The sequence below is a fragment of the Hyphomonas sp. FCG-A18 genome, assembly GCF_045287255.1.
In the GTDB taxonomy this organism is placed as follows: Bacteria; Pseudomonadota; Alphaproteobacteria; order Caulobacterales; family Hyphomonadaceae; genus Henriciella.
On record NZ_CP137142.1, the window covers coordinates 2,652,408 to 2,677,423 of the forward strand.

27 protein-coding genes are annotated in these 25,016 nt (G+C 54.7%); 13 read left to right on the forward strand and 14 right to left on the reverse strand.

Going from position 1 to position 25,016, the window contains the following annotated elements; translation table 11 throughout:
• Position 1: 1 nt before the first annotated feature.
• The 3 genes from RYZ27_RS13030 to hflK form a co-directional block, all read right to left on the reverse strand.
• A complete protein-coding gene (locus tag RYZ27_RS13030) occupies positions 2-1,435 on the reverse strand; it encodes a Do family serine endopeptidase (RefSeq protein WP_406679955.1) in 1,434 nt (477 codons plus the stop codon).
• A 136-nt stretch (positions 1,436-1,571) separates the two neighbouring features.
• On the reverse strand, positions 1,572-2,528 hold the full coding sequence (gene hflC, locus RYZ27_RS13035; protein ID WP_406679956.1) for a protease modulator HflC: 957 nt from the start codon (positions 2,526-2,528) through the stop codon (positions 1,572-1,574).
• Between the two features lie 3 nt (positions 2,529-2,531).
• On the reverse strand, positions 2,532-3,674 hold the full coding sequence (gene hflK / locus RYZ27_RS13040) for an FtsH protease activity modulator HflK (RefSeq protein ID WP_406679957.1): 1,143 nt from the start codon (positions 3,672-3,674) through the stop codon (positions 2,532-2,534).
• A 95-nt stretch (positions 3,675-3,769) separates the two neighbouring features.
• Between hflK and RYZ27_RS13045 the strand changes: the two genes are divergently transcribed.
• The 3 genes from RYZ27_RS13045 to RYZ27_RS13055 all read left to right on the forward strand — a co-directional run bounded on the left by RYZ27_RS13045 (position 3,770) and on the right by RYZ27_RS13055 (position 6,454).
• A complete protein-coding gene (locus tag RYZ27_RS13045) occupies positions 3,770-4,981 on the forward strand; it encodes an Mrp/NBP35 family ATP-binding protein (protein ID WP_406679958.1) in 1,212 nt (403 codons plus the stop codon).
• 7 nt (positions 4,982-4,988) lie between these two features.
• Positions 4,989-5,624 (forward strand): TIGR02466 family protein, encoded by a 636-nt coding sequence (locus RYZ27_RS13050; RefSeq protein ID WP_406679959.1) that lies wholly within the window; start codon positions 4,989-4,991, stop codon positions 5,622-5,624.
• A 74-nt stretch (positions 5,625-5,698) separates the two neighbouring features.
• Positions 5,699-6,454, forward strand: coding sequence for a GGDEF domain-containing protein (locus RYZ27_RS13055; protein ID WP_406679960.1), 756 nt, complete (start codon positions 5,699-5,701; stop codon positions 6,452-6,454).
• On the opposite strand, the gene RYZ27_RS13060 is transcribed toward RYZ27_RS13055, so the two are convergent.
• Positions 6,451-6,978 carry a dihydrofolate reductase gene (locus tag RYZ27_RS13060; RefSeq protein WP_406679961.1) on the reverse strand — a complete coding sequence of 176 codons (528 nt, stop codon included), beginning with the start codon at positions 6,976-6,978 and terminating at the stop codon, positions 6,451-6,453. The two genes, RYZ27_RS13055 and RYZ27_RS13060, sit on opposite strands and share 4 nt — an antisense overlap.
• A gap of 111 nt (positions 6,979-7,089) precedes the next feature.
• Between RYZ27_RS13060 and RYZ27_RS13065 the strand changes: the two genes are divergently transcribed.
• Positions 7,090-7,830 (forward strand): hypothetical protein, encoded by a 741-nt coding sequence (locus RYZ27_RS13065; RefSeq protein WP_406679962.1) that lies wholly within the window; start codon positions 7,090-7,092, stop codon positions 7,828-7,830.
• Here RYZ27_RS13065 and RYZ27_RS13070 read toward each other — a convergent pair.
• From RYZ27_RS13070 to RYZ27_RS13095, 6 genes are all read right to left on the reverse strand, one after another.
• A complete protein-coding gene (locus RYZ27_RS13070) occupies positions 7,827-9,410 on the reverse strand; it encodes an FMN-binding glutamate synthase family protein (protein WP_406679963.1) in 1,584 nt (527 codons plus the stop codon). The genes RYZ27_RS13065 and RYZ27_RS13070 overlap by 4 nt on opposite strands.
• 69 nt (positions 9,411-9,479) lie before the next feature.
• Entirely contained in the window at positions 9,480-10,616 is a 1,137-nt protein-coding gene (locus RYZ27_RS13075; protein WP_406679964.1) for an acyl-CoA dehydrogenase family protein, read from the reverse strand.
• Positions 10,616-11,830 carry an acyl-CoA dehydrogenase family protein gene (locus tag RYZ27_RS13080; protein ID WP_406679965.1) on the reverse strand — a complete coding sequence of 405 codons (1,215 nt, stop codon included), beginning with the start codon at positions 11,828-11,830 and terminating at the stop codon, positions 10,616-10,618. Before RYZ27_RS13080 ends, RYZ27_RS13075 begins: the two co-directional genes overlap by 1 nt.
• A 212-nt stretch (positions 11,831-12,042) precedes the next feature.
• Complete coding sequence (locus RYZ27_RS13085) at positions 12,043-12,273, reverse strand: hypothetical protein (RefSeq protein ID WP_406679966.1); 231 nt, start codon at positions 12,271-12,273, stop codon at positions 12,043-12,045.
• Positions 12,258-13,319 (reverse strand): glycosyltransferase family 2 protein, encoded by a 1,062-nt coding sequence (locus tag RYZ27_RS13090; RefSeq protein WP_406679967.1) that lies wholly within the window; start codon positions 13,317-13,319, stop codon positions 12,258-12,260. The genes RYZ27_RS13085 and RYZ27_RS13090 overlap by 16 nt, the downstream gene beginning before the upstream one ends.
• 664 nt (positions 13,320-13,983) lie before the next feature.
• Complete coding sequence (locus RYZ27_RS13095) at positions 13,984-14,769, reverse strand: NAD(P)/FAD-dependent oxidoreductase (protein ID WP_406679968.1); 786 nt, start codon at positions 14,767-14,769, stop codon at positions 13,984-13,986.
• 94 nt (positions 14,770-14,863) lie between these two features.
• Here RYZ27_RS13095 and RYZ27_RS13100 point away from each other — a divergent pair, with 94 nt between their 5' ends.
• Complete coding sequence (locus RYZ27_RS13100) at positions 14,864-14,971, forward strand: DUF2256 domain-containing protein (RefSeq protein WP_406679969.1); 108 nt, start codon at positions 14,864-14,866, stop codon at positions 14,969-14,971.
• 217 nt (positions 14,972-15,188) lie between these two features.
• On the forward strand, positions 15,189-15,380 hold the full coding sequence (locus RYZ27_RS13105) for a hypothetical protein (protein ID WP_406679970.1): 192 nt from the start codon (positions 15,189-15,191) through the stop codon (positions 15,378-15,380).
• Here the strand turns inward: RYZ27_RS13105 and RYZ27_RS13110 are convergent.
• Positions 15,358-15,903, reverse strand: coding sequence for a SixA phosphatase family protein (locus tag RYZ27_RS13110; RefSeq protein WP_406679971.1), 546 nt, complete (start codon positions 15,901-15,903; stop codon positions 15,358-15,360). The two genes, RYZ27_RS13105 and RYZ27_RS13110, sit on opposite strands and share 23 nt — an antisense overlap.
• A gap of 128 nt (positions 15,904-16,031) precedes the next feature.
• On the opposite strand from RYZ27_RS13110, the gene RYZ27_RS13115 reads away from it, so the two are divergent.
• Positions 16,032-16,673: a peroxiredoxin gene (locus RYZ27_RS13115; RefSeq protein ID WP_406679972.1), complete on the forward strand. Its 642-nt coding sequence runs from the start codon at positions 16,032-16,034 to the stop codon at positions 16,671-16,673.
• Positions 16,674-16,746: 73 nt separating this feature from the next.
• Here the strand turns inward: RYZ27_RS13115 and RYZ27_RS13120 are convergent, their stop codons facing one another.
• Positions 16,747-17,049: an aa3-type cytochrome c oxidase subunit IV gene (locus RYZ27_RS13120; RefSeq protein WP_406679973.1), complete on the reverse strand. Its 303-nt coding sequence runs from the start codon at positions 17,047-17,049 to the stop codon at positions 16,747-16,749.
• Between the two features lie 171 nt (positions 17,050-17,220).
• Between RYZ27_RS13120 and RYZ27_RS13125 the strand changes: the two genes are divergently transcribed.
• The gene (locus RYZ27_RS13125; protein WP_406679974.1) at positions 17,221-18,723 is read left to right on the forward strand and encodes an MFS transporter; all 1,503 of its coding nucleotides are present in this window, start codon (positions 17,221-17,223) and stop codon (positions 18,721-18,723) included.
• 25 nt (positions 18,724-18,748) lie between these two features.
• Here RYZ27_RS13125 and RYZ27_RS13130 read toward each other — a convergent pair whose 3' ends face one another.
• Positions 18,749-19,333: a TadE/TadG family type IV pilus assembly protein gene (locus RYZ27_RS13130; protein WP_406679976.1), complete on the reverse strand. Its 585-nt coding sequence runs from the start codon at positions 19,331-19,333 to the stop codon at positions 18,749-18,751.
• Positions 19,334-19,336: 3 nt separating this feature from the next.
• On the reverse strand, positions 19,337-19,897 hold the full coding sequence (locus RYZ27_RS13135) for a TadE/TadG family type IV pilus assembly protein (protein ID WP_406679977.1): 561 nt from the start codon (positions 19,895-19,897) through the stop codon (positions 19,337-19,339).
• 176 nt (positions 19,898-20,073) lie between these two features.
• Between RYZ27_RS13135 and ispG the strand changes: the two genes are divergently transcribed.
• The 5 genes from ispG (at position 20,074) to prmC (ending at position 24,985) form a co-directional block, all read left to right on the forward strand.
• Complete coding sequence (ispG, locus tag RYZ27_RS13140) at positions 20,074-21,210, forward strand: flavodoxin-dependent (E)-4-hydroxy-3-methylbut-2-enyl-diphosphate synthase (RefSeq protein ID WP_406679978.1); 1,137 nt, start codon at positions 20,074-20,076, stop codon at positions 21,208-21,210.
• Positions 21,211-21,297: 87 nt separating this feature from the next.
• Positions 21,298-22,563 (forward strand): hypothetical protein, encoded by a 1,266-nt coding sequence (locus tag RYZ27_RS13145; RefSeq protein WP_406679979.1) that lies wholly within the window; start codon positions 21,298-21,300, stop codon positions 22,561-22,563.
• 45 nt (positions 22,564-22,608) lie between these two features.
• Entirely contained in the window at positions 22,609-23,034 is a 426-nt protein-coding gene (locus RYZ27_RS13150) for an MAPEG family protein (RefSeq protein ID WP_406679980.1), read from the forward strand.
• 26 nt (positions 23,035-23,060) lie between these two features.
• Entirely contained in the window at positions 23,061-24,134 is a 1,074-nt protein-coding gene (gene prfA, locus RYZ27_RS13155; RefSeq protein WP_406679981.1) for a peptide chain release factor 1, read from the forward strand.
• Positions 24,131-24,985, forward strand: a complete 855-nt coding sequence (prmC, locus tag RYZ27_RS13160) for a peptide chain release factor N(5)-glutamine methyltransferase (protein ID WP_406679982.1) — start codon at positions 24,131-24,133, stop codon at positions 24,983-24,985. Before prfA ends, prmC begins: the two co-directional genes overlap by 4 nt.
• Positions 24,986-25,016: the final 31 nt, after the last annotated feature.

Sequence of the window (25,016 nt, forward strand, 5' to 3'; positions counted from 1 at the left end):
CCTATACCTCCAGCTCAACCGAGACGAAGCGCACACCGCCTTCACGCCAAAGCCGGACCAGTAAAGGCCGATCAGGGGTTCGCGCGGCATCATCCATCGCCAGCAAAGCTGCTGTGGGTGAGGTGACGCGCTCAAAACCCATTTCCATGACAACATCGCCGCGTCGCAGCTTGCCAAAACTTGGTCCACGCGGGGAAACCTCACGCACCAGCACGCCTTCAATATCATTGGGCACACCATATCTGCGGTGCCCGTCATCATCGAGTTCCCCAAGGTCCACACCCATCGGGTTATCCGTCAAAGCGCTTTCGGGCACAGGCTCATTCCGGTCTTCATCCCTGCCGCTGCCAGGCAATTCCTGTACGGTCAGGGCCACGGTACGGGCGCGACGTCCACGAATGATCTCAACATCAACAACGGATCCAATCGTCGTCTCGGCAACGATGCGGCTCAGCGCACGGATATCCGTCACGGTCTTTCCATCAAAGGTCAGGACCAGATCGCCAACCTCAAAGTCAGCCTCTGCAGCCGGGCTGTCATCCGTGATTGTGGTGATAATCACGCCCTCATCGCTGTTCCGGCCATAAGCCTCGGCAATATCGCGATCAATATCCTGCACATTTACCCCGAACCAACCGCGCCGCGCCGAACCAAAATCGATAATCTGGTCACTGATCTGATTGGCGAGGTTGGCTGGGATTGAGAAGCCAAGACCAACCGATCCGCCCGTTGGTGAAATGATCGCCGTGTTCACACCCAGAACTTCACCATTCAGATTAAACAGCGGGCCGCCCGAATTGCCGCGGTTAATCGCGGCATCGGTCTGGATGTAATCGTCATAATTTCCCGACTGAATGTCCCGGTTGCGCGCAGACACAATGCCGACAGAGACCGATCCCCCGAAACCAAACGGGTTACCAATCGCCATGACCCAGTCGCCGACCTCTGCGCTATCGCTATCGGCCCAGTCGACAAATGGGAAAGGATCGGCCTGTTCAACTTTCAGAACTGCAATATCGGTGGCTTCGTCCGTGCCAATCAAAGTCGCGCGCAAGGTCCGCCCATCAGAGAAGACCGCATTAATTTCATCGGCATTCTCGATCACGTGATTATTCGTCACGATCAGCCCTTCAGGGGAAATCACAAAACCCGACCCGAGGGATCCTTGGGCTTGCGGCGTATCTGGGCCACCAAAAAACTCGTTAAACTGCTCCAGAGGTGAACCTTCTGGGAACTCCGGCAGGCCCGATGGCGCGACGACCTGCTGGGTTGTGATATTTACAACTGCGGGCATCAAGCGCTTTGACAGGGCTGCGAAACTGTCCGGCATGACCTGTTGATCTGCAACGTCCCCGCTACGCGACAGAGACTGTTGTGCACTGGCCGTACCAGTCAGTGCAAGGGACAGAGCAAAAGCAAGCAGGGCCGAACGCATAGGCGACTCCAAACAGTGGTTAATGGCGCAAGTATGGCGGTTCGTGCGAAAGGCGCAAGATTTCCCCTGCGCGGAGAAAAGAAAAACCCCAGCTCACAGGAACCGGGGTTTCTCAAAATTATTATGTCTCACACGCTTAGCGGCGTGGGCGCCCATTTTGCTGGGCTTGGTCGATAAACTCATCACACAGGCCAAGCTGGTCCGGACCAACAACGATCCGTGTCGCTTGCTGCTGAGCCCGTGGGCCAGAACTTTCTGTGTCCGCAGAGTCGCCAATGTCACCGACACCGAACGCCTTCTCACACGCAATCAAGGCCCGCTGGAACCGGAAGAATTCTGCGTCCTGACCATAGGCCTCGGCATAAATCTCGTTCCGCTTCGCATCACCCGCACCGCGAATCTGCTCAGATTCCCGACGCGCTTCAGCGAGCAGAACGGTCCGCTCACGATCGGCTTCCGCACGAACCAGCTTGGCGCGTTCGTCCCCTTCCGCGCGAATTTGCTCGGCTTGCTGGTTCCGTGTTGCGGCCATCCGGTCAAACACACGCTGAGAAACGTCTGCGGGAAGGTCCACGCGCTTGATCCGAACATCGATAATATCGATACCTCGGCCTGAAATTGCAGCGCTCAATTCATCGCGAATCTGATCCATCAGTTCAGACCGCTGCCCTGAAATAATTTCCTCAGGAAGCTGATTACCAAGCGCGTTACGGATTTGCGTATCGGTAAAGCGCAGCAACTGACGCTCGGCTTCTCTCTGCGTGCCAAGACGCTGATAGAACTCCAACGGATCTTCGATCCGCCAGCGCACAAACGCGTCGACAATCAACTGCTCCTGATTAGACGCAAATACTTCAATGTCCGGCACATCCAGACCAAGGTTGCGCTTATCATAGGTCACAACCGACTGAATGAACGGAATCTTGAATTTCAGGCCGGCTTCATCCGTGCCGGGCTCGTTATAGAATTCTTTCGCCGCACCAACTTGCAGGACCAAAGCTTGCTGGCGCTGGTCAACGATGAAGAAACTGTTCAAGAGGGCAACAATCGCGGCAATCGCAACGACAATGCCAAGGATACCAAAAGGCTTCATGGTCTAGTTGCCTCCACTACGGTTTACACGATCCAGCGGCAGGTAAGGCACAGCGCCGGAATCACTATCAAGGATGAGTTTGTCGGTCCGGTTGAGGACCTTCTCCATCGTTTCAAGATACATACGCTCCCGCGTCACTTGCGGCGCACGCTGATACTCCCGCAGGATCAGCGTGAAACGATCAGCCTGACCCGTCGCATCCGCAATTACCTGATCACGATAGGCTTGCGCGTTTTGCAGAATTTGCTGTGCTTCACCACGGGCACGTGGAACAATGTCATTGGCGTAACGAATGGCTTCCTGAACCATCCGCTCGGCATCCTGACCGGCATTGATCACGTCAATAAACGCGTCCCGAACCGGGCCGGGGTTCCGCGCGTCTTGAATCTCGACGTTTTCAACTGTTACGCCTGCGCCATAATCGTTCAGCAAGACCTGAAGCTGTTCACGCACGGTAGAGGCGATCTCGCCACGGCCTGTGGTGATGACCGCATCAAGCGTCGACTTACCGACGACTTCACGCATCACGCTTTCCGCGGCTGCTTTTACCAGCGGGCGACCATCATCAATGTTCAGGATGAAGTCTTCCGGGTTTTCACCGTCATAGAACCAGAACACGCGGAACTGCACATCAACGATGTTCTCATCGCCTGTCAGCATCAGGCTTTCATCCTGATTGCTCACGCCAATCTGCGTTTCCTGCTGGCGCTCAGACGGCAGAATTTCATGAGTCTCGATCGGCGTAGGCAGATGGATATGGAAACCCGGTGCAAAATTCTTCTGATACTCTCCAAAGCGGAACACCGCTGCGCGCTCGCCTTCGTCGACAACCACAATGCCTGTCGCCAGCCAGGCAATCAGCGCAACCGCACCGAGGGCCAAAAAGCCTCCCGGGCCAAAGCTTGGGCCCTTCGGGCCTTTACCGCCACCTTTGCCACGGCGCGAAAAGCGTTCCTGCATCCGGCGCATCTGTTCTTCCAGGTCAGGACCGCCACCGCCGCCCCCTTGTCCACCGCCAGAACCGCCGGGACGGTTCCATGGAGACCCTCCATTACCACCACCGCCGCCAGAGCCGCCGCTGCCCCACGGGCTGTTATTGCTGGCGGTCGGCTTACTGCCGCCGTCGCTATTATCATTCCAGGGCATCGCCCCTCCTTTACAACTCTTCAGTCAGCTATTTGTTTTTGAGCTATTGATCGCTATGTGCGTTCTAACTGCCGTTACATCAAGGATATGTGCCGATGTTTTGGGACCGCAAGGCCGCAAAAGCGCTCAATGAAGCCCAGATTCGCAAAACACTTGGCAATCCGGGCTGGTTATCAGGTGTGCGCATTGCAGACCAAGGCCGGGTAACCCTCGTGATTGATGCCGACGGTATGGATCGCGAACGCGCCGAGACGCTCAAACTTGAGACCGAAGCCCGGATCATGAGCTTGAAAGGGGTTGAAGCCGTCAGCACGGTCCTCACGGCTGAACGCGGCCCAGGTAGCCCTGACATACCCCCTATGTCTCCCGCAAGCCCCCCTGCAGGTGCCCCTCAAGGCCTGCAAACCCACCCTTCACCCCCGACAAAACGAGTTAAAAAGGGCGCTCGCCTCAGTGACGAGGCCCTGCAGCAATCCCAACCCGGCCAAGGACAAGTTAAACCGATCCCCGGCATATCCCGCATTCTGGCCGTTGCGTCTGCCAAAGGCGGGGTCGGCAAATCCACCGTCTCAGTGAACCTTGCTGCAGCCTTTGCCAAACAGGGTTTACGCGTCGGTCTGCTCGACGCTGACATTTATGGCCCATCCATCCCGACCATGCTTGATGCTGTTGAGGCCAGCCCGGCAACCAATAAGGATGGCAAACTTATCCCTGTGTTTGCCCACGGGATACACACGCTGTCCATCGGCTACCTCTCCGACCCTGACGCACCGATGATCTGGCGCGGGCCGATCGTCCAGTCGGCAATTACCCAGATGCTCAATGATGCTGCCTGGGGTACACCGGAAGACCCGCTGGATTTGCTGATCATTGATACCCCGCCCGGCACCGGGGAAGCACAGCTAACCCTTGCTCAGCGCGTACCGCTGACTGCAGCGATTATTGTCACCACACCGCAAGAGGTCGCCCTCGCGGATGTCCGGCGCGGGGCTGCCATGTTTGCTAAAACCCATGTTCCGGTTCTTGGCATTGTTGAGACCATGAGCTGGTTTGAAGACCCTGCCGGAAACCGCCATCACATCATGGGCGAAGGCGGCGGTCAGGCCATGGCTCAGACCCTTGGTCTTCCTCTGCTTTCGCAAATCCCAATGCTCCAATCTATCCGCGAAGGTGGAGATAGCGGTAAACCCGCTGCATTGGCCGATGACAGTGCGACAGCTCTGTTCCAGACTCTGGCCAAAGATACAGCAATAAGCTTGGATGCTCTCCAGACGAAACCTGCACCTGAGATCGTATTCGAGGATTAGATAAGCCATGACTGAGATGAAACGCCTTGATTTGTTTCCCACACCTATCCTCAAGGCTGTTTTCCCAGATCATCAGAACGCCAACGCCGCCCTCAAGCAAGCCATTGAAAATAAAAGACAATCTGACCCAGAGGGCATCAATCGTTCCAATCAGGGCGGCTGGCATTCCGATATTGATATGATCAAATGGGGTGGTCCTGAAGCGCAAAGGCTTGGGGAATTCGCGGTTCAGACCTGTGCTGCCCATATTGCCGACATTCACAAGGACGGAAAGCGCGATTTCCGTTTCATTGCCGATATGTGGACGAACGTAAATCCACCCGGTACCCACAACGCTCATCACTGCCACCCCGGCGCGATATGGTCAGGCGTCTATTATGTCGACGATGGCGGCAGAGGCGACACAGGCGGCGAGCTTATGCTGGAAGATCCACGCTTCCCAATGGCCTATATGACAGTTCCAGACATCGTTATGCGCGATAACGCGGGAACTCCGGTTAGAGCACAATACTCGATTGCCCCTAAAGCTGGGGTACTTGTTATGTTTCCTGGTTGGTTGGGCCATAGTGTGCGCCCACACCAGGGCAGTCGGGATCGGATTTCGATTGCGATCAATCTTATCCTTCAACCGATCGAGAAATAGATAAAATTTAGCGCTATAACGGAACCAAGTCTTCGGAACTCTGTGCGATACTCAAGCTATCGTAAGGCTTGAAAATGTTCAGAACTTCGTCACGACTCCATACTTGTGTTTACTCGATCATCCTATCGGTCGTGATCATTTGCGCGACGGTGCATTTCTCTACATTCGTCGCAACTTTTCTTGATCCAAGCAATCCATCCAATATGGTTTACATGTCGGTTCTGGTCTCTGTTGTTCTGGCCCCACCAGCTTCCTTAATGATGGCAATCTATTCTCGTCGTCTAATCCTCGTTCAAGAGCAGCTTCGCGAGCTGGCTGTAACCGATCCCTTAACAGGCCTCTACAATCGCCGGGCCTTTGAAGAGTTTTACAAGCGCGAACTCGCGCGTATGAAGCGCAACCATTCAAAAGCTGCCTTGGTCTTGTTCGATATTGATCACTTCAAGGACATCAACACCGCACATGGGCATGTCGGTGGTGATGTTGCCTTACAGCATATTGCGCAAAAGCTTCGAAAAATTATTCGCTTCGGGACGGATGAAGCGGCGCGTTGGGGTGGCGAAGAGTTTGTCCTCCTCTTGGGCGAAACCGACCATGAAGAAGCGGGGCAAGCCGCCAACCGGATCCGCCGCGCTCTTGAAACCATGAAGCTCTATCACAACAAGCAGCCAATACAGGTCACGGCGAGCTTTGGTGTAACGGAGTGCGTCCCAGGTGAGCCATTGATTGAAGCCGTCGCAAGAGCGGACAGATGCCTGCGCTATGCCAAAAAACAGGGCCGTAATACCGTCATCATCTATCCAACAGCCAGACTTGAAAAAGCTGCCTAAGCTCTAACTCGGCGCTCAAGCACCCGGATGGTAAAATCATACTGATTGTGCTCGTCAGCCTTATGGTTCAGACGCTGAAGTTCTTCAAACTCGCCATTATCAAAATCAGGGAATGATACATCCCCGTCAATATTGGTTTCAACCTCTGTGAGGTACAGTTTATCGGCGAGCGGCATCACTTCCTGATAGATCATGGCCCCGCCAATGATGAAGATTTCCTGCCTCCCGCTCTGCCCGGCAATCGCTTTTGCCATCGCGATCGCCGCCTTGACACTTGTGCAGACCCGAGCACCAGGTGCCAGAAATGTATGATCGCGGGTCAGGACAAGGTTATCACGCGCAGGCAGAGGGCGACGCGGCAAGCTCAGCCAGGTCTTGCGTCCCATGATGATGGGGTGCCCCTTCGTGGTTTGCTTGAAAAATGCGAGGTCATCGCGCAACCGCCACGGCAAGTCTCCATCAACGCCAATAACACCATTACGTGCTCGCGCGACAATGATGCTGACCTTAATAGATGACGTCACCTGCTACTCCATCAAGCATTCTGCCCTATGTCAGCTTTGCCCTAGATATATTTGCCTCTTATAGGCAAGTGTGAGCTTAAGCTTTGAGGCCATTCTTGCAGGAGCGTTCAAGTGGACATTATCGAAACCTTTGTTGCGATCCTGACAAATAATCGCCCGAGCTTTCTGATCCCGGTCGTGCTTGGCTTGGCCCTGACCCTCGCTATTCTCTGGCGTTTGGGCGGGCGACTATGGGCGGTTATCTATGTGATGATGATCCCCTTCCTGAACTGGTCCTTTGGGGTTGTTCCAAATCTTGAATTTGTCGGCCCTTGGGTCAGTGGAGAACACAGTCTGTTTGGACTCGTCTTCCCGGATGATACGCAAGTCGCGGGCAGTTTGATGCTGCACCCCCTAACCCTGGTAACAGGTCTGGTCTTCGTCATTCGCGACTTTGTGCAACGAGAGATGCATCAATGGGTCCTGCTGGCCATGGCACTCGCCCTGGGATGGTCGATGTATTATGCGTGGATCGTCATTGTGATCGCCTCAGGGCTGGCTTTCTTTGTCTCGGAATTCTTTGATTGGCTGCTCTTCACGTTCACCAAAATGAAGCTGTCAAAGCGTATCCTGTATTCCAGTGCGGTCGCGACCCCGATTGATACAACCATATTCCTGTATGGTGCAGACCTTGCCAAGCAAATCGAGTTTGGCAGCGACCCGGGCAACACGCTGACGCTTGCCAACTGGATCGTGTTTGTCATCGGTAAAATGATTGGTGCCGTTATCGTCTCGGATATGGTCCGGCGGCGTGAGGATGCTGGCCTCACAAATCCATACGAAAACCAACCGGCCCAATCGGCAACGATCTAGCCTTTGGGGTCAAAGCTATTTGAACTGGCAAGCTCCCATGCCCTATGCAAGTGGGTCACTTTCGGGGTCTCGAGCAAGTCCCCGGTGTTGAGCATTGGATACGCCATGGAGGCTGGCATCGTGCTTTCGGCTGTCTTGCGAATAAGGTGACGTGGCAAAAGCTCTGAAGGGTGAGCGCACCCAACTGCGCCGACCACTTCCATCAGGGCCGCCACGGTATTTTTGTGGAACTGATAAACCCGCTCAGCTTTGTCAGCGACGACCAAACCGCGCTGGCGGCTTTGATCGGTAGTCGCAATGCCCGTTGGACACGTGTTCTTGTGACAATTCAGGGATTGGATACAGCCAAGCGAGAACATGAACCCCCGTGCCGTGTTGATCCAGTCAGCCCCGAGCGCCAAGCTGGAGGCCATATTGTAAGCGGAAATCTGCTTTCCACTTACGCCGATCTTGATATCGTCCTTCAAACCACAGCCAACTAAAGCATTACGCGTGAAAAGCAGTCCTTCGCGCAGGGGCGCGCCAATATGATCAAGGAATTCCGCCGGGGCCGCGCCGGTTCCCCCTTCTGCACCATCGACCACCACGAAATCAGCCTTGATCCCGGTTTCGAGCATGGCCTTACAGATGGCCAGAAACTCCCAGCGATTACCAATACACAGTTTGAAACCCACCGGCTTCCCACCAGACAGTTCCCGCAATCGGGCAATGAAATGCAACAGTTCCAAGGGATTGGAGAAAGCCGTGTGATTGGGGGGAGAGAAACAGGTCTCGCCGATTGGAATGCCGCGCGCCTCAGCGATTTCTTCTGTCACTTTCGATCCCGGCAAAACCCCGCCATGTCCTGGCTTTGCCCCTTGCGAAAGCTTGATCTCAATCATCTTGACCTGATCAAGACTGGCGGTTTCCTGAAAGCGGACCGGATCAAACCCGCCATCTTTGGCGCGGCAGCCGAAATAACCTGACCCAAGTTCCCAGACGAGATCCCCGCCCCCGGCTTTGTGATAGCGCGAAACGCCCCCCTCGCCGGTATCATGGAAGAACCCGCCTTTCGCCGCACCGCGATTAAGCGCCTCAATCGCATGCGCGCCAAGCGATCCGAAACTCATCGCCGAGATATTGAAGACACTCGCACTATAGGGCCGGCTTGTACCCGGCGCGCCAATCAGAATACGCGGGTCGGTTTCTTCAGGATGCCTGGCCGCGATGGAGTGCGAGAGCCACTCATAAGGGGGCTGGCCAATGTCCAGATGGCTGCCAAACGGCTCAACCGACGACACATCCTTGGATCGCCGATAAACCATGGCCCGTTCTTCATGATTGAAGGGACGGCCTTCGGTTTCGCTCTCAACAATATAGGAACGCAGAAACGGCCTTAACTCCTCCGCCAACCAGCGCACACGCGCCAGAATCGGGAAGTTCCGCCACAAGGCGTGTTTGGGTTGCAGGATATCATAAAGGCCAAGGCCAACGAGCAAGCCAAACAGAATAACCGGGATAGCGAACCAACTGCTTTGCGACAGACCACCACATGAGAGGACTAGAAAAGCAATCGACAAGAAGAAGGGAATAAAACGCATAATAAAGGGTCCCCTAAATCATTTAAGGGACCCTAAAGACGATCTTGCGAGATCAACCGAGATACTAATTTAAAAGCCGTTCAACCGTGCATAGCGATCCCGATGATAGCTCGCCCCGCCGAGCAATGCTTCCTGAACGCGGGCGCGTTTCATGTAAAGGCCACTATCGTGATCATCAGTCATGCCGATGCCACCATGCATTTGCACAGTCTCATTGCTGACCAGATGAACCAGTTCAGAAGCCCGGGCCTTGGCGAGGCTTGCCAGTTCCGCCAGATCATTACGGTTCTCGTCAACCCCAGACAGAGCTGCTGTGACACAAGACCTGGTCATCTCAAGGTCGGTAAACATCTTGGCGGCCCGGTGCTGCATGGACTGAAACGATCCGATCAACTGACCAAACTGTTTACGCGTCTGGAGATATTCCAAGGTCATCTCAAACGCTGCCTGTGATGATCCCAGCATTTCTGCTGCCAGCGCCATACGCCCACGATCAAGCGCAGGTTCGAGTGTTTCCCACGCCGCATCGGCAGCCCCAATAAGGTGGATCTCCGGTACGTGCACGTCCTCAAGTGAGAGGTGAGCGGCGCCATGACTATCAACCGTATTGAGTGTTTGAATGCTCAAGCCGCCCGCATCACGCGGGACCAGGAACAAGCTCAAGCCATGACTTTGACCGGCTTCGCCGAAAGTCCGTGCGACAATCAGGAACATGTCGGCATGCTGCCCATCAGTGACAAAGCGTTTTGCGCCATTCAGCGTATAACCCTGCCCATCGCTTTCGGCTTGGGTCGAAATATTCAGCGGCGCATGGTGGGTGCCCTCATCCAGCGCGAGCGCCAGCGTCACTTCACCAGAGGCCACTTTTGGCAACCACTCTGATTTTTGCGCCTCAGACCCCGCCATGGTGATCAGGCTCGCGCCAAGCACAGCCGTTTGCAACAGCGGCGTGGTGGCAATTGTGCGGCCCTGCATTTCCATGATCTGACCCATGGCCACCATGCCCATGCCAACCCCGCCATACTCTTCCGGGATCAAGACGCCGAAAAAGCCAAGCTCAGCAAGCTTTTGACGCGTTTCCGGATCAACCCCATTGGCACCACTATCGCGCAGGCCCCGTAAATGGCTGACAGCAAGCTCATCCCGGGCGAAAGCTTCGGCCGTATCGCGCAGCATTTGCTGGTCTTCAGAAAGAACAAAACTCATTATTGATGCTCCCGCAGGCCCAGAACGCGTTTGGCAATCACGTTCAGATTAATCTCGCTTGTACCGCCTTCGATTGAGTTCCCTTTGGACCGCAACCAACCGCGTGTGGCTTTCTTGGCATCTTCGGCAAAGCCATCACCATCCCAACCCAAGCCATCAGTCCCAAGCGCTTCCACCAGAAGCTCGCATTTGTCCTGGTTCATCTTAGCCGCAGCATATTTCAGAATGGAGGCTGTATGACCCACCTCTTGCCCGGCCTTGGCCTGTTCGGTTGAGCGCTGAACCGTCAGGCTAAACGCCTTGGCGTACATCAAATGATCGGTGATCCGTGCGCGCAAATCGCCATCGGCAACACGTCCGCTTTCATCGAGGCCAACATGCTGTTTGGCATATTCCTGTGGCGACAGGATGCCCGAACCACCGGTTCCGCCAAACCCACCAGCAGAGATGGAAGAACGCTCAAACTGCAGCAAGCGTTTAGCAATCGTCCAGCCCGCATTGAGCTTCCCGACCAACTGATCCTTGGGCACTTTCACATCAGTGAAGAAGGTTTCACAGAAAGGCGAAGAGCCTGAAATCAATTTGATTGGCCGCGCCTCAACCCCAGGCGTGGTCATATCAAAGACCAGAAAGCTGATCCCCTCATGCTTGACGGTGTTATCGGTCCGCACGAGGCAGAAAATCCAGTCCGCTTGATCAGCATAAGACGTCCAGACCTTCTGACCATTAATCAGCCAGTGGTCGCCTTTGTCTTCACACTTGGTTTGCAGGCCCGCGAGATCAGAACCTGCCCCTGGCTCCGAATAGCCCTGACACCAGCGGGTTTTACCTTTGACGATGTCTGGAATGAACCGCTTCTTCTGTTCCTCATTGCCGAACTCAAGCAAAGCTGGGCCAAACATCCAGAGCCCGAACGAGAACAAGGCTGGTCGCGCTTTGATCCGGCGCAATTCCTGCTGCAGGACCTTTGCCTGCGCCTTGGTCAAACCGCCCCCACCATACTCGGCAGGCCATTCAGGCGCGGTCCAGCCCTTCTCGCCCATGCGTTCCAGCCAGGCTTTGGAGTCAGGATTCTTAAACGGCTCGCGCTTGCCCCCCCAGACAATCTCATCATCAGGCATCGGTGTCCGCATCGAAGGCGGACAGTTTTCCTCAAGCCAGGTCCGCACTTCCGTGCGGAAGGCTTCAAGCTCTTCCGGGGCATCAAAAGCCATATCGGTCTCCCATGAGTTCACACGCTCAATGCGGCGCGCTTTTTTGACGATCTAAGTCCTAGAATAAGCCTAAGCTTTTGGGTCAGCCAACCATGACGCTGGGAGAGCGTGGCTATTCGCCGACAGGATAGGAGAATTCTTCGCGGACAATTTTTCCGTTCTCCACATGCTAGGGGCCAATTTCCAAAGTCTGCTTTGAGTGACAGCTTTGCTTAAAATCGCCCAAACATGCCATGCTCAGGCCCGGTCTCAACGCCGATCAGATTCATCATGTGCACAACGATCAGGAACAACAGGAACACGCAGCCAACCATCACAAGCCCCCAAGGCACCTGATGCGGACGCTGGTCTTTTTTGCGGACGGTTCCGAGCTTACTATGCGCATAAATCCCCAAGCCCCCTATGCAGATCATCAATCCGATGCTGATCAGCCAGTTAAGCATGCAGATGGGTCCTCTTCGCTCGCCTCATGCGGTGTCTTAGCCCAGTAATGCGGACGCACAACAAGTTCATACACTGCGAGCATGGCCGCCAGACTATGCAGAGGCCAATATAGTGGACGCGTCAAAGCCGCTCTGATCCGGCCGTGAAGAGGGACACCCGGCGCGCCGAGGTCACCGATCAGCGTGACACAGTAGCCCGCAATCATAAGTGTCCAGCCCGTGCGCCCAACCGATAATTCAGGACTTAAAATACAGAGCAACACAAACAGAAAGAAGGGGCCATGCACGATCGGGGCGAGTATCGCGCTGCCCAGCGTGAGCTGGAGGGCGGTAAACTTCCACCACCCCATCTGACGCAACACTGTGATGGGGTGGCGCATCAGAACAAACCAGGTTTGCATGAAACCTTTGATCCAGCGGCTACGCTGCTTGTACCAAACGCTAAACGCGCGCGGCGCTTCCTCCCAAGTCCCACGCTTAATAATGCCAATACGCCATCCCAATCGTGCAAACCTCAGGCCGAGGTCAGCATCTTCTGTGACATTCCAAGCATCCCAACCCCCAGCATCACGCAATCGGCTAGCCCGAAAATGATTGCTTGTCCCGCCCAGTGGAATTGGAGCCTTTAGGGCTGAGAGAGCCGGGATCAGATACTGAAAGTGGACTGCATATTCCAGGCACCAATGAGCTGAGATCAGCGACCGATTTGCCCCGGTTCCATAAAGGGGCGCCTGAACGCAGGCGAGCCTGGCATCACTTTTCTGGAATACCGCGAACGCCTCTTTTAACTGGTCAGGATGGGGGCGGTCCTCCGCATCATAAATGCAAACGAATTCGCCTCTTGCCCGTCGCAATCCATAGTTCAAAGCCCGTGGTTTGGTTTTCGGGATACCATCTGGCAAAATCAGCAAGCGGGTTCCAGCGGGGAAGCCAGCCTTCAAGGCTGCTTGGAGTGTTACCTCATCATCAGCTTCCAGCAGAATGATGATATCAAGCTTATCCATTGGCCAGTTCAGTTTGCCCATAGCGCGCGCAAGTTGGGGCATGACAGGGGCTTCTTTATACACTGCCACCATAACGGTGTAGGTGGGTAAGTTATGACTATCCAACCCCTTCAAAGGGTCTCTTCGGGTCCCAAAAACCCATAGACCGGAGAGCAAGAGTATGAAGCGCCACAATACAAATGCCGCGAAAAGTGCCCAGAACGCATAGCTGAACCCCCAGAACAACAATTCCGGCAAGATTAAACCACTCACCCCCAAGACAGCCATTGTGCGATTGAAGAAGTTTTTTTGAGCCTGCGAGACACCCACGACGCTGGATAAATCGAGCGGCAGTGATGTAATATCACTTAGTTTCTCTTTATCCCGTATTGCCGTGTATTGAGTATTCGCACCTTCAACTTGAATCTGTTGAAGTGCCCCCACGCGGCCTTTTACGATCTGCGTCCCCATAACTTTCAGGCTGCGAGAAACAGTCAGACGCCACAAGAAACCTTAGATTGAATCTCGCTGAATTAGGCCGTCAGCATTCTTGTGGCTAAGGCGCGACCGCTAAGCCATGCATCTTCAACCTTGGGACCAGAGCACCAGTCTCCAACCACACCAAGGCTAAGCTCTTGCTTCCAATAGCAAGGGTCTGGGGCGGGGGAATGAACCTGCGCATATCGCCATCTATGGGCACTTGCAAACAAAACAGCTCCAGCACCCGTCAGATCGCAAAACGCCGCAAGCATGCGTCAGTTATCGCGTCCTTATCGTCCTCAAGATGCGTCCGTGACCAATTTGCAGACGCTTGCAGCACCCAGGCTTCAAAATCACCCCTTTGGGGCTTGCTGGCATTATTGGCTATCCACGCAACAGCGCCTTCAGATGTGCGGGCAGCCTGCCATTCGGCAGGAACGCGATCTTTGAACACGGCGAGCGTTGTCCAGCATGGTTCTGATTGTATGCGCTCAGCAACCTTTGCGATTTCAGGTGCACACTGTCTGGTGAGCGGTGGAAGCTGCTCGGCCGGAATGGCGAGGATCACCGCCTCAAATCCATCTTCGGCCCGCCCATCCTCGAACACCAGTCGCCATTGCCCTGATGTTTTTTGGATATCGATGACCCGCATTCCCCATTTCACATCCAAGTCAGATGCGAGATGGCGGATAATGCCATTCATGCCCGGGGTACCAACATAGCGCTTTTGCTTAGGGCGCGGTTTGGCCTGCCCGTGATGATCAAGATCGACGATTTGAGCCTGCCATTCAGCCGCGACGCCAGATTCAACCCATCCCTCAAGCACAGACTGAAACTGATCAGACCGCGCTGTCAGATATTGCGCGCCATGGTCAAAGCGGACTTGCTGGCCATTCAGCTCAACCCACCGTGTCGACATTCGACCGCCCGGCCCGCGCCCTTTATCGAAGAGGCGTACTTCTTTGCCAGCACTCAGCAATTCCTGCGCGGCGCTTAACCCCGCCATCCCGGCCCCAATCACGGCGATTGCCATTCTCACATCCTCACGACATCATCTGGGAACAGAGCTAAGGCGAGCGCTACCAAATCCAATCAAAGCCTACAGCCTACCCCAAACTGCTAAGACCATGCCGCGCAAGAAACCCCACAAAATCACGAAATCCAACTTACCGGAGAAAGTTTGCCCCGTCTGTCAGCAACCATTTTCATGGCGAAAGAAGTGGGAAAAGGTCTGAAATGAGATGAAATACTGCTCTGAGTGGCGCAAAAGGCAGGCGCGCTCTGCGTAATAGCGACACCGCGTGTAGCTATATCTGAAAAATTATTTATCGAAAAACAACAATTTTCTTATTGAAAAACGATAACCTCCTTGCTAGATAGATTGTGTCGGACAGAGGCATAAGCCCACCGACCTCGGGCAACCGAGCTCAATAACAACAAGAAAGGACAAACATGTCTGCGCTTTCCTCCCTAGCTCCTGAAACCTCTTCTATTGAAGGGTTTGCCCCTCTCGCGATCTCAAGCTCTTATGATGAAGACGTTGTGATCGTTGTCGACTATCGCGGCCAACAAGCGACAAAAATCGATCGCCCAAGTCTGATCGAGCGTCGCCGCAAGCGTTTTAGCCGCCGCGCGATCCGGTAAGGTCGGTCGTGTCCGTAAGATCCTTAGGCCGGATAAAAGCCTGCAAACGAAAGTGGACGGGCAGGAATGCGCCGTCCTCTTCACTTTCATAGAGGGCACATCCGCCCGTTGGCATTTTTGCCGCCAGCCTTATCGCCGCCTGGTGATCTGCGCTGCCGGAGTCGCGCATGATAGATACAGCAAGATCATGCAAACCGGGATTATGCCCAATAACCATTAGGCATCCGGCGCCATCCTGCTCACTGATCAGGTCCGCGATACCTCGCTCCCCAGCCAAATAGAGGCTCTCATCAAACTGGACCTCGCACTCAGGAAACAGGCCCGCCATATGCGCCCATGTTTCCCGCGTGCGCCGCGCGGTGGAAACAATCGCGCGCTCAGGCCGCCAGCTTTGCGCCTTCAGGGCCAAGCCGACCGTTTCAGCCGCCCGGTGCCCCTGATCGGTCAAAGCCCGTCCGTGATCATCCAACCCTTCCGTCCAGGCTTCAGTCTTGGCATGGCGCATCAGAATAAGACGGTTCATCAGCAATCCTTTGCTGGGTGGAGGAAAACTAAACGTGCCTGTCAGGCAATGCCCGTTGGCTGTTAGCGCCATAGGTCCCATTTTTGTTCAGCAATCAAGCAAAAACACCAGACCGGATGGAGACGACAATGAGCCTGTTACTCGGTGACACAGCCCCGGACTTTGAAGCCGACACAACCGAAGGCCGCATTCGCTTTCACGACTGGATCGGAGATGACTGGACGATCTTCTTCTCTCACCCAGCCGACTTCACCCCCGTTTGCACAACCGAACTTGGTTACACTGCCAAACTGAAAGATCAGCTCAGCGCCCGCAACGCCAAGGCGATCGTGATCTCTGTCGATACGGTTGATGAGCACCAGAAATGGATCAGCGATATTGAAGAGACACAAGGGGCGAGTGTCCAATTCCCCATCATCGGCGACCCAGAGAAGAAGGTCGCAACGCTGTACAATATGATCCACCCCAACGCGGACGCGAAGGTTACAGTTCGCGCGGTCTATGTGATCGACCCAAACAAAAAGATCCGGGCTTCCATCATTTACCCGCCATCCGCAGGGCGCAACTTTGATGAAATCCTGCGCCTGCTCGACAGCCTACAACTGACCGACAATTACAAAGTCGCGACCCCGGTAAACTGGCAAGACGGGGAAGATGTGATCATCGTCCCAAGTGTAACTGACCCTGAGGAGATCGCCCGCCTGTTCCCGAAAGGGCATACGGAGATCAAACCCTATCTGCGCACGACACCGCAGCCGAACAAGGATTGATTTGATCCCTTCATCCCAAACAAAAACGGCCACTCAAATGAGTGACCGTTTGCTTTAGATATCTCAGGTCCTGCTAAAAGACAGCGCCGCCCAGGAAAACCAGAAGCTGAACAAAGACAGCCAGGGCCGCAAGCACGACAACCGTCGCGATCCAAGCCGTGCCGAACCCCATGAACAGGCCAACAACCAAGCCGAAGCCTGCAGACAGAACCAGTGAAACCAGCCAGTTCATGTCAAGAGACAGGGTCAGGACGGCATGCCCGACACTCATCAACAGGATCACAGCGCCCCACATGCTGGCCTTCATGAAGGCGTCATACATATTCTTTTGCGGCTCAACGGGCATTTCCCCGCGGACATATTCGTCAGATGCCATTTTAGGTCTCCGAAACTCGTTTATCGTTCTCATATCGTGAGTTCTGGCCCGGTCAAGCCGATCCTGTGTCGCAGCAGCTACGCAACGCAGGGGAAAGCCTTCCCAAGCGCGCCAAGATAGTTAGAGTTTTCCAATCAGGTGACAAAAGATCACCCTTGGGAGGCATTATACATGGCGCAAATACCTGTTTCGGCTGACGAGTCCGAGTTAGCAAAATCGACCGAGGCAGATGGCGTGCAAACAGCTTCCGGCACAGGTGGTGCATTCGGTTTGAAAGGATTTGGCTGGGCAATCTTTGAGTGGGCCAGAAATCCTTACTACAATGTCATCGTTATATATGTTTTCGCGACCTACTTCTCACAGGTTATCATGGGGGGTGGCGCAGAGGGACAAGCGGCTGTTGCACGTGTCGTTGAGATCGCTGGCTATATCATGGCCATAAGCGCGCCAATCCTCGGTATCATCGTTGACAAAGGCGGCAGCAAGAAGGGCTTCGTGTTTGCGGCCCTATTGATTCTGGGTCTTTGCGCCATGGGGTTAGGCTGGGTCAAACCCGGGGTGGATAATGTCGTCGTTTACGGCATGACCCTGATGGTGATTGGCTACTGCAGCTACACTGTCTGTGAGCTATTGCACAATGCCATGCTTCCAGCCGCCGGCGCCCCAAAAGCCCTTCCGATGATTTCCGGACTCGGCCTGTTCATGGGGAATATTGCCGGGGTATTGATGCTGATTGGCTTGCTGCTCGCCAATGAGTTTATGCCAATGTTCAAGGACATTCCCGGTGGCGTCGGATCCATTTCAGGGCCTGTTGTGGCCATATGGCTGGCTGTTTTCATCGCCCCCTTCTTTCTTTTCCTGCCCGATCACAAAGGCGCCATGGGTAGTTGGTCTAAGGCCGTTGCGCACACATTCACGCCTCCCTCGCTTAGGCTGTGGGGTGGACCACCAGTGCTGAACATTCTCTGGTCGCTGCCAATGAATGTGTTTGTCTTCATCGTGAAGAAGTTCAAGGAATCCCCTCAGGTGATGAAATTTCTGCTCGCGCGTATGATTTATGCCGACGGTATTGCTGTCCTGCTTGTGCTTGGCGGGGTTTATGTGGCTGGCGTTCTGCAATGGTCGCAAAGTGAGGTCCTCGTCTATGGCATTACCGGCTCTTTGATTGGCGCTGTTGGCGGTTTGGTCGGCGGCAAACTTGATGGCTGGTTTGGCCCCAAACGAGCGCTTATCATTGAACTCACCGCCATCTGCATCATTCTGACGATTCAGATTTCAGTGACACAGGAGACCATCCTGTTTGGTCTGATCCCAGCCGGACACGAAGTCTGGACAGGTTTGGGGACCGGCTTTTTCACCAGCCTCGCTGACATTTTCTATTTTCTGATGATCGTCCCAGCGGCAATCGCAATTGTGGCTTGTATTTCGTCCAGCCGATACATGCTGGTGCACATATCCCCGCCTGAGAAGATTGGCGAGTTCTTTGGCTTCTATGCCATGGCAGGCAGTGTCACGGTCTGGATGGGACCATTGCTTGTGCGGGTTATGACGGAGCACTTCAATGATCAGAGAATGGGCTTCTCATTTGTTGGATTATTATTTTTGATCGGGCTCTTGGTCCTTCTGACCGTCAAAGCCGACAAGACCCCCGAACACATGAAAACGGCAACCTGAAGCCTAGATATCTCCTGCGTAAAGCCTATGGAGCTGTATGCTTGCAACTAAAGGCGCCGTCTCTCTGACGCACGACAAGGTCGACACGACGAGGTCGCAGGTAGAACCGATCATTCAGGGTCTGTCCACTTGTAAAGAAGCCGCCAATCACTGATCGGTAATCATACTCGATTTCAGCCAAAATAACCGACCCGCCAACCGGAACCAAGTTCGCTGGCACGGTCATTTCCTGATCATCTGAATATGGAGTCAGATTACACCCATCACTCCAATCAACAATAACTTTGCCGCTATCTTCCTTCAAGCTTGAGATCCGCATCCGGGCAACAGTGATGTCATTCGGTTGGAAGATCATCCGGCTCGCCTCAAGAATATCATCAAGGTCATCATTCGTTACAACATCAGCACGGGCTGTGAGGTCACCGAGTGTTGCAGCCGATGTGGTCACTTTACGATCAAGCTGCATCATGAAGGAGAGTTCAACGCAGCCTGCATACATAAGCAGCATAAGCGGCGCAATCAGGGCAAACTCAACCGCTGAAACCCCTTTTTGGGCCTTTGGTAGAGAGCGAATACGTCGCCATCGGAACAGTTTTTTGAAACAAGTCATGCCTCAATCTCCGAAAGGTTCGTTACGGAAAGCGGCTGTTGCCTGGAGCAGATGTCGATCACCACTCATATTCGACAGAGGCGCTGTCATAATAGGGGTAATCAGGTCCCACTCATAGAAAACCCGAACGACCACAATATCATTCGCGCCACCTGGATCAAAGCCGAAGGAATCGCTATCGAGATTGCCATCCCCGTCCAGCGGGCTAGGGTTACCTGTTCCCGCAAAACTACTGAAAGTAGTAACGTCAAGTTGTAGCTTGTCATCACAATCGAGCAGATCGAAGAGTTCTGCACAGATGGCAGCCTTGAACGCATCCTGACCAAACCCGTTCTGCTGCATCTCACCCGTTCGAATGCTGCGTGCTGCTTCGTTCACGCCATGCTCGAGGATCGATGACATGATGAACAGAACGCAGACTTCCAACAGACCAAACAGCAGGAAAAAGAAGGGCGTGGCAATCAGGGCAAATTCCACAGCCGCAATCCCACGCTTGTCATCTGCCCAGCGTTTCACCCCAGAGTGAAGGCGCGGCGCGAGCAATCCTGGAACGGGTATAGTCATGAAGTCCCCTTGGAACATGCCGATTTCGATACAGAGACCAATAGCAGGGTTTGTTTTCCGCCTTGTTGAATGAATGGATGAAATTTCACAGAAGTCAGGGCTGCGACGCCATACAGCCTTTACCTTGCCGCATTCAGGAACCACATGAGGGCAATCTGCCAGCGTAGAGGCCAGCGATGACCCACAACCCCATTCGCCCTTGGCGTAACATTGAACGCAGGAAATGCCGCCAGATCATGGTTGGCACAGTGCCCGTGGGCGGTGATGCCCCGATCAGTGTGCAAACGATGACCAATACGCCGACCCCAGACGTTGAGGCAACACTGACACAAATCCGTGCAGCCGCTGATGCAGGCGCAGATATTGTCCGCGTCTCCTGCCCAGATGAAGATTCAACTGCGGCCATGAAAGCAATCACGAGCGCTTCACCCGTACCCATCGTTGCCGACATCCATTTCCATTATCGACGGGGGATTGAAGCCGCGGAAGGTGGTGCCGCCTGCCTGCGCATCAATCCCGGCAATATCGGCTCTCCAGACCGGGTCAAAGAGGTGGTCAGCGCCGCGCGCAATAATGGGTGTGCGATTCGCATCGGCGTGAATGGCGGCAGCCTGGAACGCCACCTTCTGGAGAAATATGGCGAGCCCTGTCCGGACGCGATGGTAGAAAGCGCGCTGGATCATGCCCGCATTCTCGATGATCTCGATTTTCACGACTATAAGATCAGCGTCAAAGCCAGCGATATGTTCCTTGCTGTCGCGGCCTATCAACAACTCGCTGAGGCGACAGATGCCCCACTCCATCTTGGGATCACTGAAGCGGGGGCACAGCGCACAGGGACAGTGAAATCCTCTATCGGCATGGGCAATCTGCTGTGGATGGGGATTGGCGATACAATCCGGGTATCTCTGTCGGCGGACCCGGTTGAAGAGGTCAAAGTTGGCTTTGATATGCTCAAATCCCTCGGCCTACGCACACGTGGCGTCAACATCATTTCCTGCCCATCTTGCTCGCGACAAGGGTTTGACGTGATCGCAACGGTACAGACCCTGGAAGAGCGTCTTGCGCATATTGCTGAGCCAATCACCCTGTCGATCATTGGCTGCGTCGTTAACGGGCCGGGCGAAGCGGCCATGACAGATCTCGGGTTCACTGGGGGAGGCAAGGAAAGCGGCATGATGTATGTCTCAGGCCGCCCTGACCATAAGCTCTCTAACGCCGATATGGTCGAGCACATCGTCAAACAGGTCGAAGCCAAAGCCGAACGCCTCAAAGCGCAGCGTGAAGCTGAGACGCCTGTGCCTGCTCAATAAATGCTCCCGCTTTCGTGAAGGGCATAGCTCTTGCCGTGCGCGATTTCGGCGGTAGAGCCAAAGAAGGCAACCTGAGGACGATTGTATATGGCGCGCATAACCTGGACGATCCGAATCCTCCTTGGAATCTCATTACTGATCGGCATGTCAGCCTGCACCATGCTTGGGCTGAATTATGCCAGCCTGGATGTTCAGAACAAACCCGCGCCGAGCCCTGGAATTGTTTTGCCCTTTGACACAGAAAGCGCGCAACAAAGGCTCATGCAGGAACTCTATGGCCCATGGCCGGGAGAACTGCCTGTTATGGCCAGCGCCCCGCGCATGATTGATGCGGCGTATCTTGATGGTCGCGGTACGCTTGAAGAGATCACCTTAACAGTTGGCACTGGTGAGGGTGCTCGCAGTTTCCCAGTTGTGCTGGCTTTACCCAACAAAGCTGCGACCGAACCCGTCCCGTTGATCATCAGCCAGACTTTTTCGAGCAACTGCTCTGTTTTCCCGGAAAGCCCAGTCACAAATCGCGCCGGTATGCCCTGCACGGGTAGCGAGATGACAGGCACTGTCGGTTTTCTGGCAACGCAGATTTTCGGAACCTACATCGCTAAAGCCCCTGTTGAGCGCTATTTTGACGCCGGGCTTGGTTATGCCAGTTTTGCCGGGGGCGATTTCGTACCGGATTCAAATGGGGCGGCTCAAATCGTAATGCGCGGACTGAAGCCGGGGCCACAACCGACCAGTACGCTGATGGCCTGGGCCTATGGGTTTCACGCTGCCGCTACAGTTTTTCAGGACGATCTGCGCGTAGACGGCGATGCAATTGGCGCGCTTGGGCACTCGCGTTATGGCAAAGCCGCTTTGGTTGCAGCGGGCTGGTCTGATATTGTACAGACGGCCATTGCTCATCAGTCTGGATTTGGAGGCGGATCCTCCTCACGCTCTGAGACTGGCGAAACCCTTCTGCGCATGGCCAATTCATACCCTCATTGGCTGCGCCCAAACCTTGCCCAAGACCTTGAGAACGGTACTGACCTGAGCCTCGATCAGCATTTCCTGCTGGCCCTGATTGCTCCAAAACCGATTTTCCTTGGCAATGGGCGCCGCGATGTCTGGTCTGACCCCAACTCATCCTTCCGCCTCGCTCTAGCCGCTGATACCGCTTACAAAGCGCAAGGTGTCGCTGGTCTGACCACCAGCAGAATGCAGGATTTCGATCCGAATGCAGATATTGCCTACTGGCTTAGGACAGGTGGGCACAGTGTGGTTTCAGAAGATATCGACGCTTTTATCGCTTTCATGAGCGCTCATTTCCCTTCCGCTACGCCAACCGAAACTGCTTTGCAAACATCGCAATGAGCCCTAGCCTCTGCCCATAAAAATAATCCTGGGAGGCTAAACGCTATGACAAATCTTGAATTTCTAACACCGGTCCTGATCCTGGTGCTGTGGACGCTGGTGATGTGGTTGTGGATGTATGCCACGCGCCTGCCCGCGATGACCAAGGCCAAGATTAACCCAAATGATGCCCGCCATCCGGGCACCTATGCAGATAAAATCCCATCCAATGTCCGTGCCGTAGCCGACAATTATAACCACCTGCATGAGCAGCCGACGATCTTCTATGCCCTGATGATGTTTGCCGCCTTAACCGGCGGTGGTGGCACAACCATGCTGTATCTGGCCTTTGCCTATGTTGGCCTGCGCATCGTGCATTCTCTGGTTCAGGTGCTCAGCCCAAACGTCACACTACGGTTCCTTGTATTCTCTGTCAGCACGATCATTCTGATCGTTATGGCTGTGATGGAAGCGCTTCGGGTCTTCCTGTAAAGCCCGTTCCGGTTTAGAGGCGGGGCATGGCCAATATCCCCCAGTCCCGCCTTGAACAGGTTATTGAACGCTTTGAGGAAGTCGAAGCCCGTATGGGTGCGACTACAGATGGCGACGAAATCGTCGCCCTGTCCCGCGAGCATGCCGAGCTGAAACCTGTTGTCGAGGCTGCGCGCGAGCTGATCTCAATGCGTGAAGGCCTGGTTGAAGCCGAAGCCATGGTCAAAGGCGACGACCATGAAATGGCAGAGCTGGCTCAGGAAGAAGCTTCTGAACTGCGTGATCGTATTCCCGAAGCTGAGAAAGCCATGCAACTCCTGCTGCTGCCCAAAGACAGTGACGATAAGGCTAATATCGTATTGGAAATCCGGGCAGGGACAGGCGGAGATGAAGCCGCCATTTTTGCAGGCGACCTGTTCCGCATGTACTCGCGCTATGCCTCCCTGCAAGGCTGGAAGATTGACCTGCAGAGCGCCTCAGAAGGCGATGTTGGCGGGTATAAGGAAATCATCGCTAATGTCGAAGGTGACGGGGTTTTCGGACGCCTGAAATGGGAATCTGGGGTTCACCGGGTTCAGCGCGTTCCAGCAACCGAAACGCAGGGCCGTATTCACACATCTGCGGCTTCCGTGGCCGTCTTGCCTGCGCCAGAAAATGTCGAGATCGAAATCCGTAATGAAGACATCCGGATCGATACAATGCGCGCTTCTGGCGCCGGGGGTCAGCACGTCAACACAACCGACTCCGCGGTGCGGATCACGCACATACCGACCGGCATTATCGCCACCAGCTCGGAAAAATCCCAGCATGTGAACCGCGACAAGGCCATGCAACAGCTTAAAATCCGGCTGTATGAGCGTGAAAAAGCTTTGGCCGATGCAGAACGCGCAGAAGCGCGCGCTTCTCAGGTTGGGTCTGGCGACCGCAGCGAGAAAATCCGCACCTATAATTACCCGGAAAATCGCGTCACCGATCACCGGATCGGCCTGACCCTCTATTCGCTCGACAAGATCATTGCCGGGGACAAGCTTGAGGACATCATTGAGGCCTTGATGACCGAAGATCAGGCTCGCCGGCTTGCCGCCATGGAAGACGCGTGAGTGAGATAAGCTGGGAGGCTTTCCTCAAGCAGGCCCAGCAAAAACTTGCTGACGCTGGTATCGAAGACGCGCGCGATGAAGCCCGCTGGCTCGTGCGCCTGATTGGCGGGGTCTCCTCCAGCGATTTGATCGCTCGTGGTGATGACCCAATAGAGGCGAGCGCGCGGACCCGACTGCAGAATGCTTTACAAAGACGTGTGGCGCACGAACCCTTGCAGCATATTGTCGGCGAAACCGAGTTTTTCGGGCTGGCGCTTACGTCTGACAAGCGCGCCCTGGTGCCACGCCCAGACAGCGAATGCGTTGTTGAACTCGCGCTTGAGACAATTCCGCGGGACGCAGACTATGCCTTGGCAGACTTGGGAGCGGGTACGGGTGCGCTGTTGATCGCTCTGCTCAAGCAGCGGCCCCAAACCACAGGAACGACCATTGAGCGCTCTGAAGCCGCGAACAGCCTGATTTCTGAGAACCTGACCCGCCACGGCCTTGAAAACCGAGCAAGCCAGTTTGCTGGATCATGGTCTGAATGGACTGGTTGGAGTATCTGCGACCTCATCATCTCTAACCCGCCTTACATTGAAAGCGCTGTGATCCCGACGCTGGCCCCGGAAGTTCGCGAATACGATCCAATGGACGCCCTTGATGGCGGCGCTGATGGCCTTGATGCCTATCGAGAGATCATCTCCATCGCGTCTACCGAAATGAAGCCCGCTGCCTGGCTGGTGCTTGAGATTGGGTATGATCAAGAAGCAGCGGTTTCCGCATTGCTTAAGGAAAACGGTTTCATCAACTTGATCCACCGCAAAGATTTGGGCGGGAATGACCGCGCAATTGCTGCACAGCAGCCTTAAGCACTTTTCCTCTTGGCGAATCCCTTCCCCC

Bases quoted from the DNA above. Each gene is read 5' to 3' on its own strand.
- RYZ27_RS13045 (WP_406679958.1), top strand. From the start codon at position 3,770: ATGTTTTGGGACCGCAAGGCCGCAAAAGCGCTCAATGAAGCCCAGATT.
- RYZ27_RS13130 (WP_406679976.1), bottom strand. From the start codon at position 19,333: ATGACTTGTTTCAAAAAACTGTTCCGATGGCGACGTATTCGCTCTCTA.
- RYZ27_RS13080 (WP_406679965.1), bottom strand. From the start codon at position 11,830: ATGGCTTTTGATGCCCCGGAAGAGCTTGAAGCCTTCCGCACGGAAGTG.
- hflK (WP_406679957.1), bottom strand. From the start codon at position 3,674: ATGCCCTGGAATGATAATAGCGACGGCGGCAGTAAGCCGACCGCCAGC.
- RYZ27_RS13145 (WP_406679979.1), top strand. From the start codon at position 21,298: ATGGCGCGCATAACCTGGACGATCCGAATCCTCCTTGGAATCTCATTA.
- RYZ27_RS13100 (WP_406679969.1), top strand. From the start codon at position 14,864: ATGCCGCGCAAGAAACCCCACAAAATCACGAAATCCAACTTACCGGAG.
- RYZ27_RS13095 (WP_406679968.1), bottom strand. From the start codon at position 14,769: ATGGCAATCGCCGTGATTGGGGCCGGGATGGCGGGGTTAAGCGCCGCG.
- RYZ27_RS13110 (WP_406679971.1), bottom strand. From the start codon at position 15,903: ATGAACCGTCTTATTCTGATGCGCCATGCCAAGACTGAAGCCTGGACG.
- RYZ27_RS13150 (WP_406679980.1), top strand. From the start codon at position 22,609: ATGACAAATCTTGAATTTCTAACACCGGTCCTGATCCTGGTGCTGTGG.
- RYZ27_RS13075 (WP_406679964.1), bottom strand. From the start codon at position 10,616: ATGAGTTTTGTTCTTTCTGAAGACCAGCAAATGCTGCGCGATACGGCC.
- RYZ27_RS13050 (WP_406679959.1), top strand. From the start codon at position 4,989: ATGACTGAGATGAAACGCCTTGATTTGTTTCCCACACCTATCCTCAAG.
- hflC (WP_406679956.1), bottom strand. From the start codon at position 2,528: ATGAAGCCTTTTGGTATCCTTGGCATTGTCGTTGCGATTGCCGCGATT.
- RYZ27_RS13115 (WP_406679972.1), top strand. From the start codon at position 16,032: ATGAGCCTGTTACTCGGTGACACAGCCCCGGACTTTGAAGCCGACACA.
- RYZ27_RS13030 (WP_406679955.1), bottom strand. From the start codon at position 1,435: ATGCGTTCGGCCCTGCTTGCTTTTGCTCTGTCCCTTGCACTGACTGGT.
- RYZ27_RS13055 (WP_406679960.1), top strand. From the start codon at position 5,699: ATGTTCAGAACTTCGTCACGACTCCATACTTGTGTTTACTCGATCATC.
- ispG (WP_406679978.1), top strand. From the start codon at position 20,074: ATGACCCACAACCCCATTCGCCCTTGGCGTAACATTGAACGCAGGAAA.
- RYZ27_RS13090 (WP_406679967.1), bottom strand. From the start codon at position 13,319: ATGCCCCAACTTGCGCGCGCTATGGGCAAACTGAACTGGCCAATGGAT.
- RYZ27_RS13085 (WP_406679966.1), bottom strand. From the start codon at position 12,273: ATGCTTAACTGGCTGATCAGCATCGGATTGATGATCTGCATAGGGGGC.
- RYZ27_RS13120 (WP_406679973.1), bottom strand. From the start codon at position 17,049: ATGGCATCTGACGAATATGTCCGCGGGGAAATGCCCGTTGAGCCGCAA.
- prfA (WP_406679981.1), top strand. From the start codon at position 23,061: ATGGCCAATATCCCCCAGTCCCGCCTTGAACAGGTTATTGAACGCTTT.
- RYZ27_RS13125 (WP_406679974.1), top strand. From the start codon at position 17,221: ATGGCGCAAATACCTGTTTCGGCTGACGAGTCCGAGTTAGCAAAATCG.
- RYZ27_RS13105 (WP_406679970.1), top strand. From the start codon at position 15,189: ATGTCTGCGCTTTCCTCCCTAGCTCCTGAAACCTCTTCTATTGAAGGG.
- RYZ27_RS13070 (WP_406679963.1), bottom strand. From the start codon at position 9,410: ATGCGTTTTATTCCCTTCTTCTTGTCGATTGCTTTTCTAGTCCTCTCA.
- RYZ27_RS13135 (WP_406679977.1), bottom strand. From the start codon at position 19,897: ATGACTATACCCGTTCCAGGATTGCTCGCGCCGCGCCTTCACTCTGGG.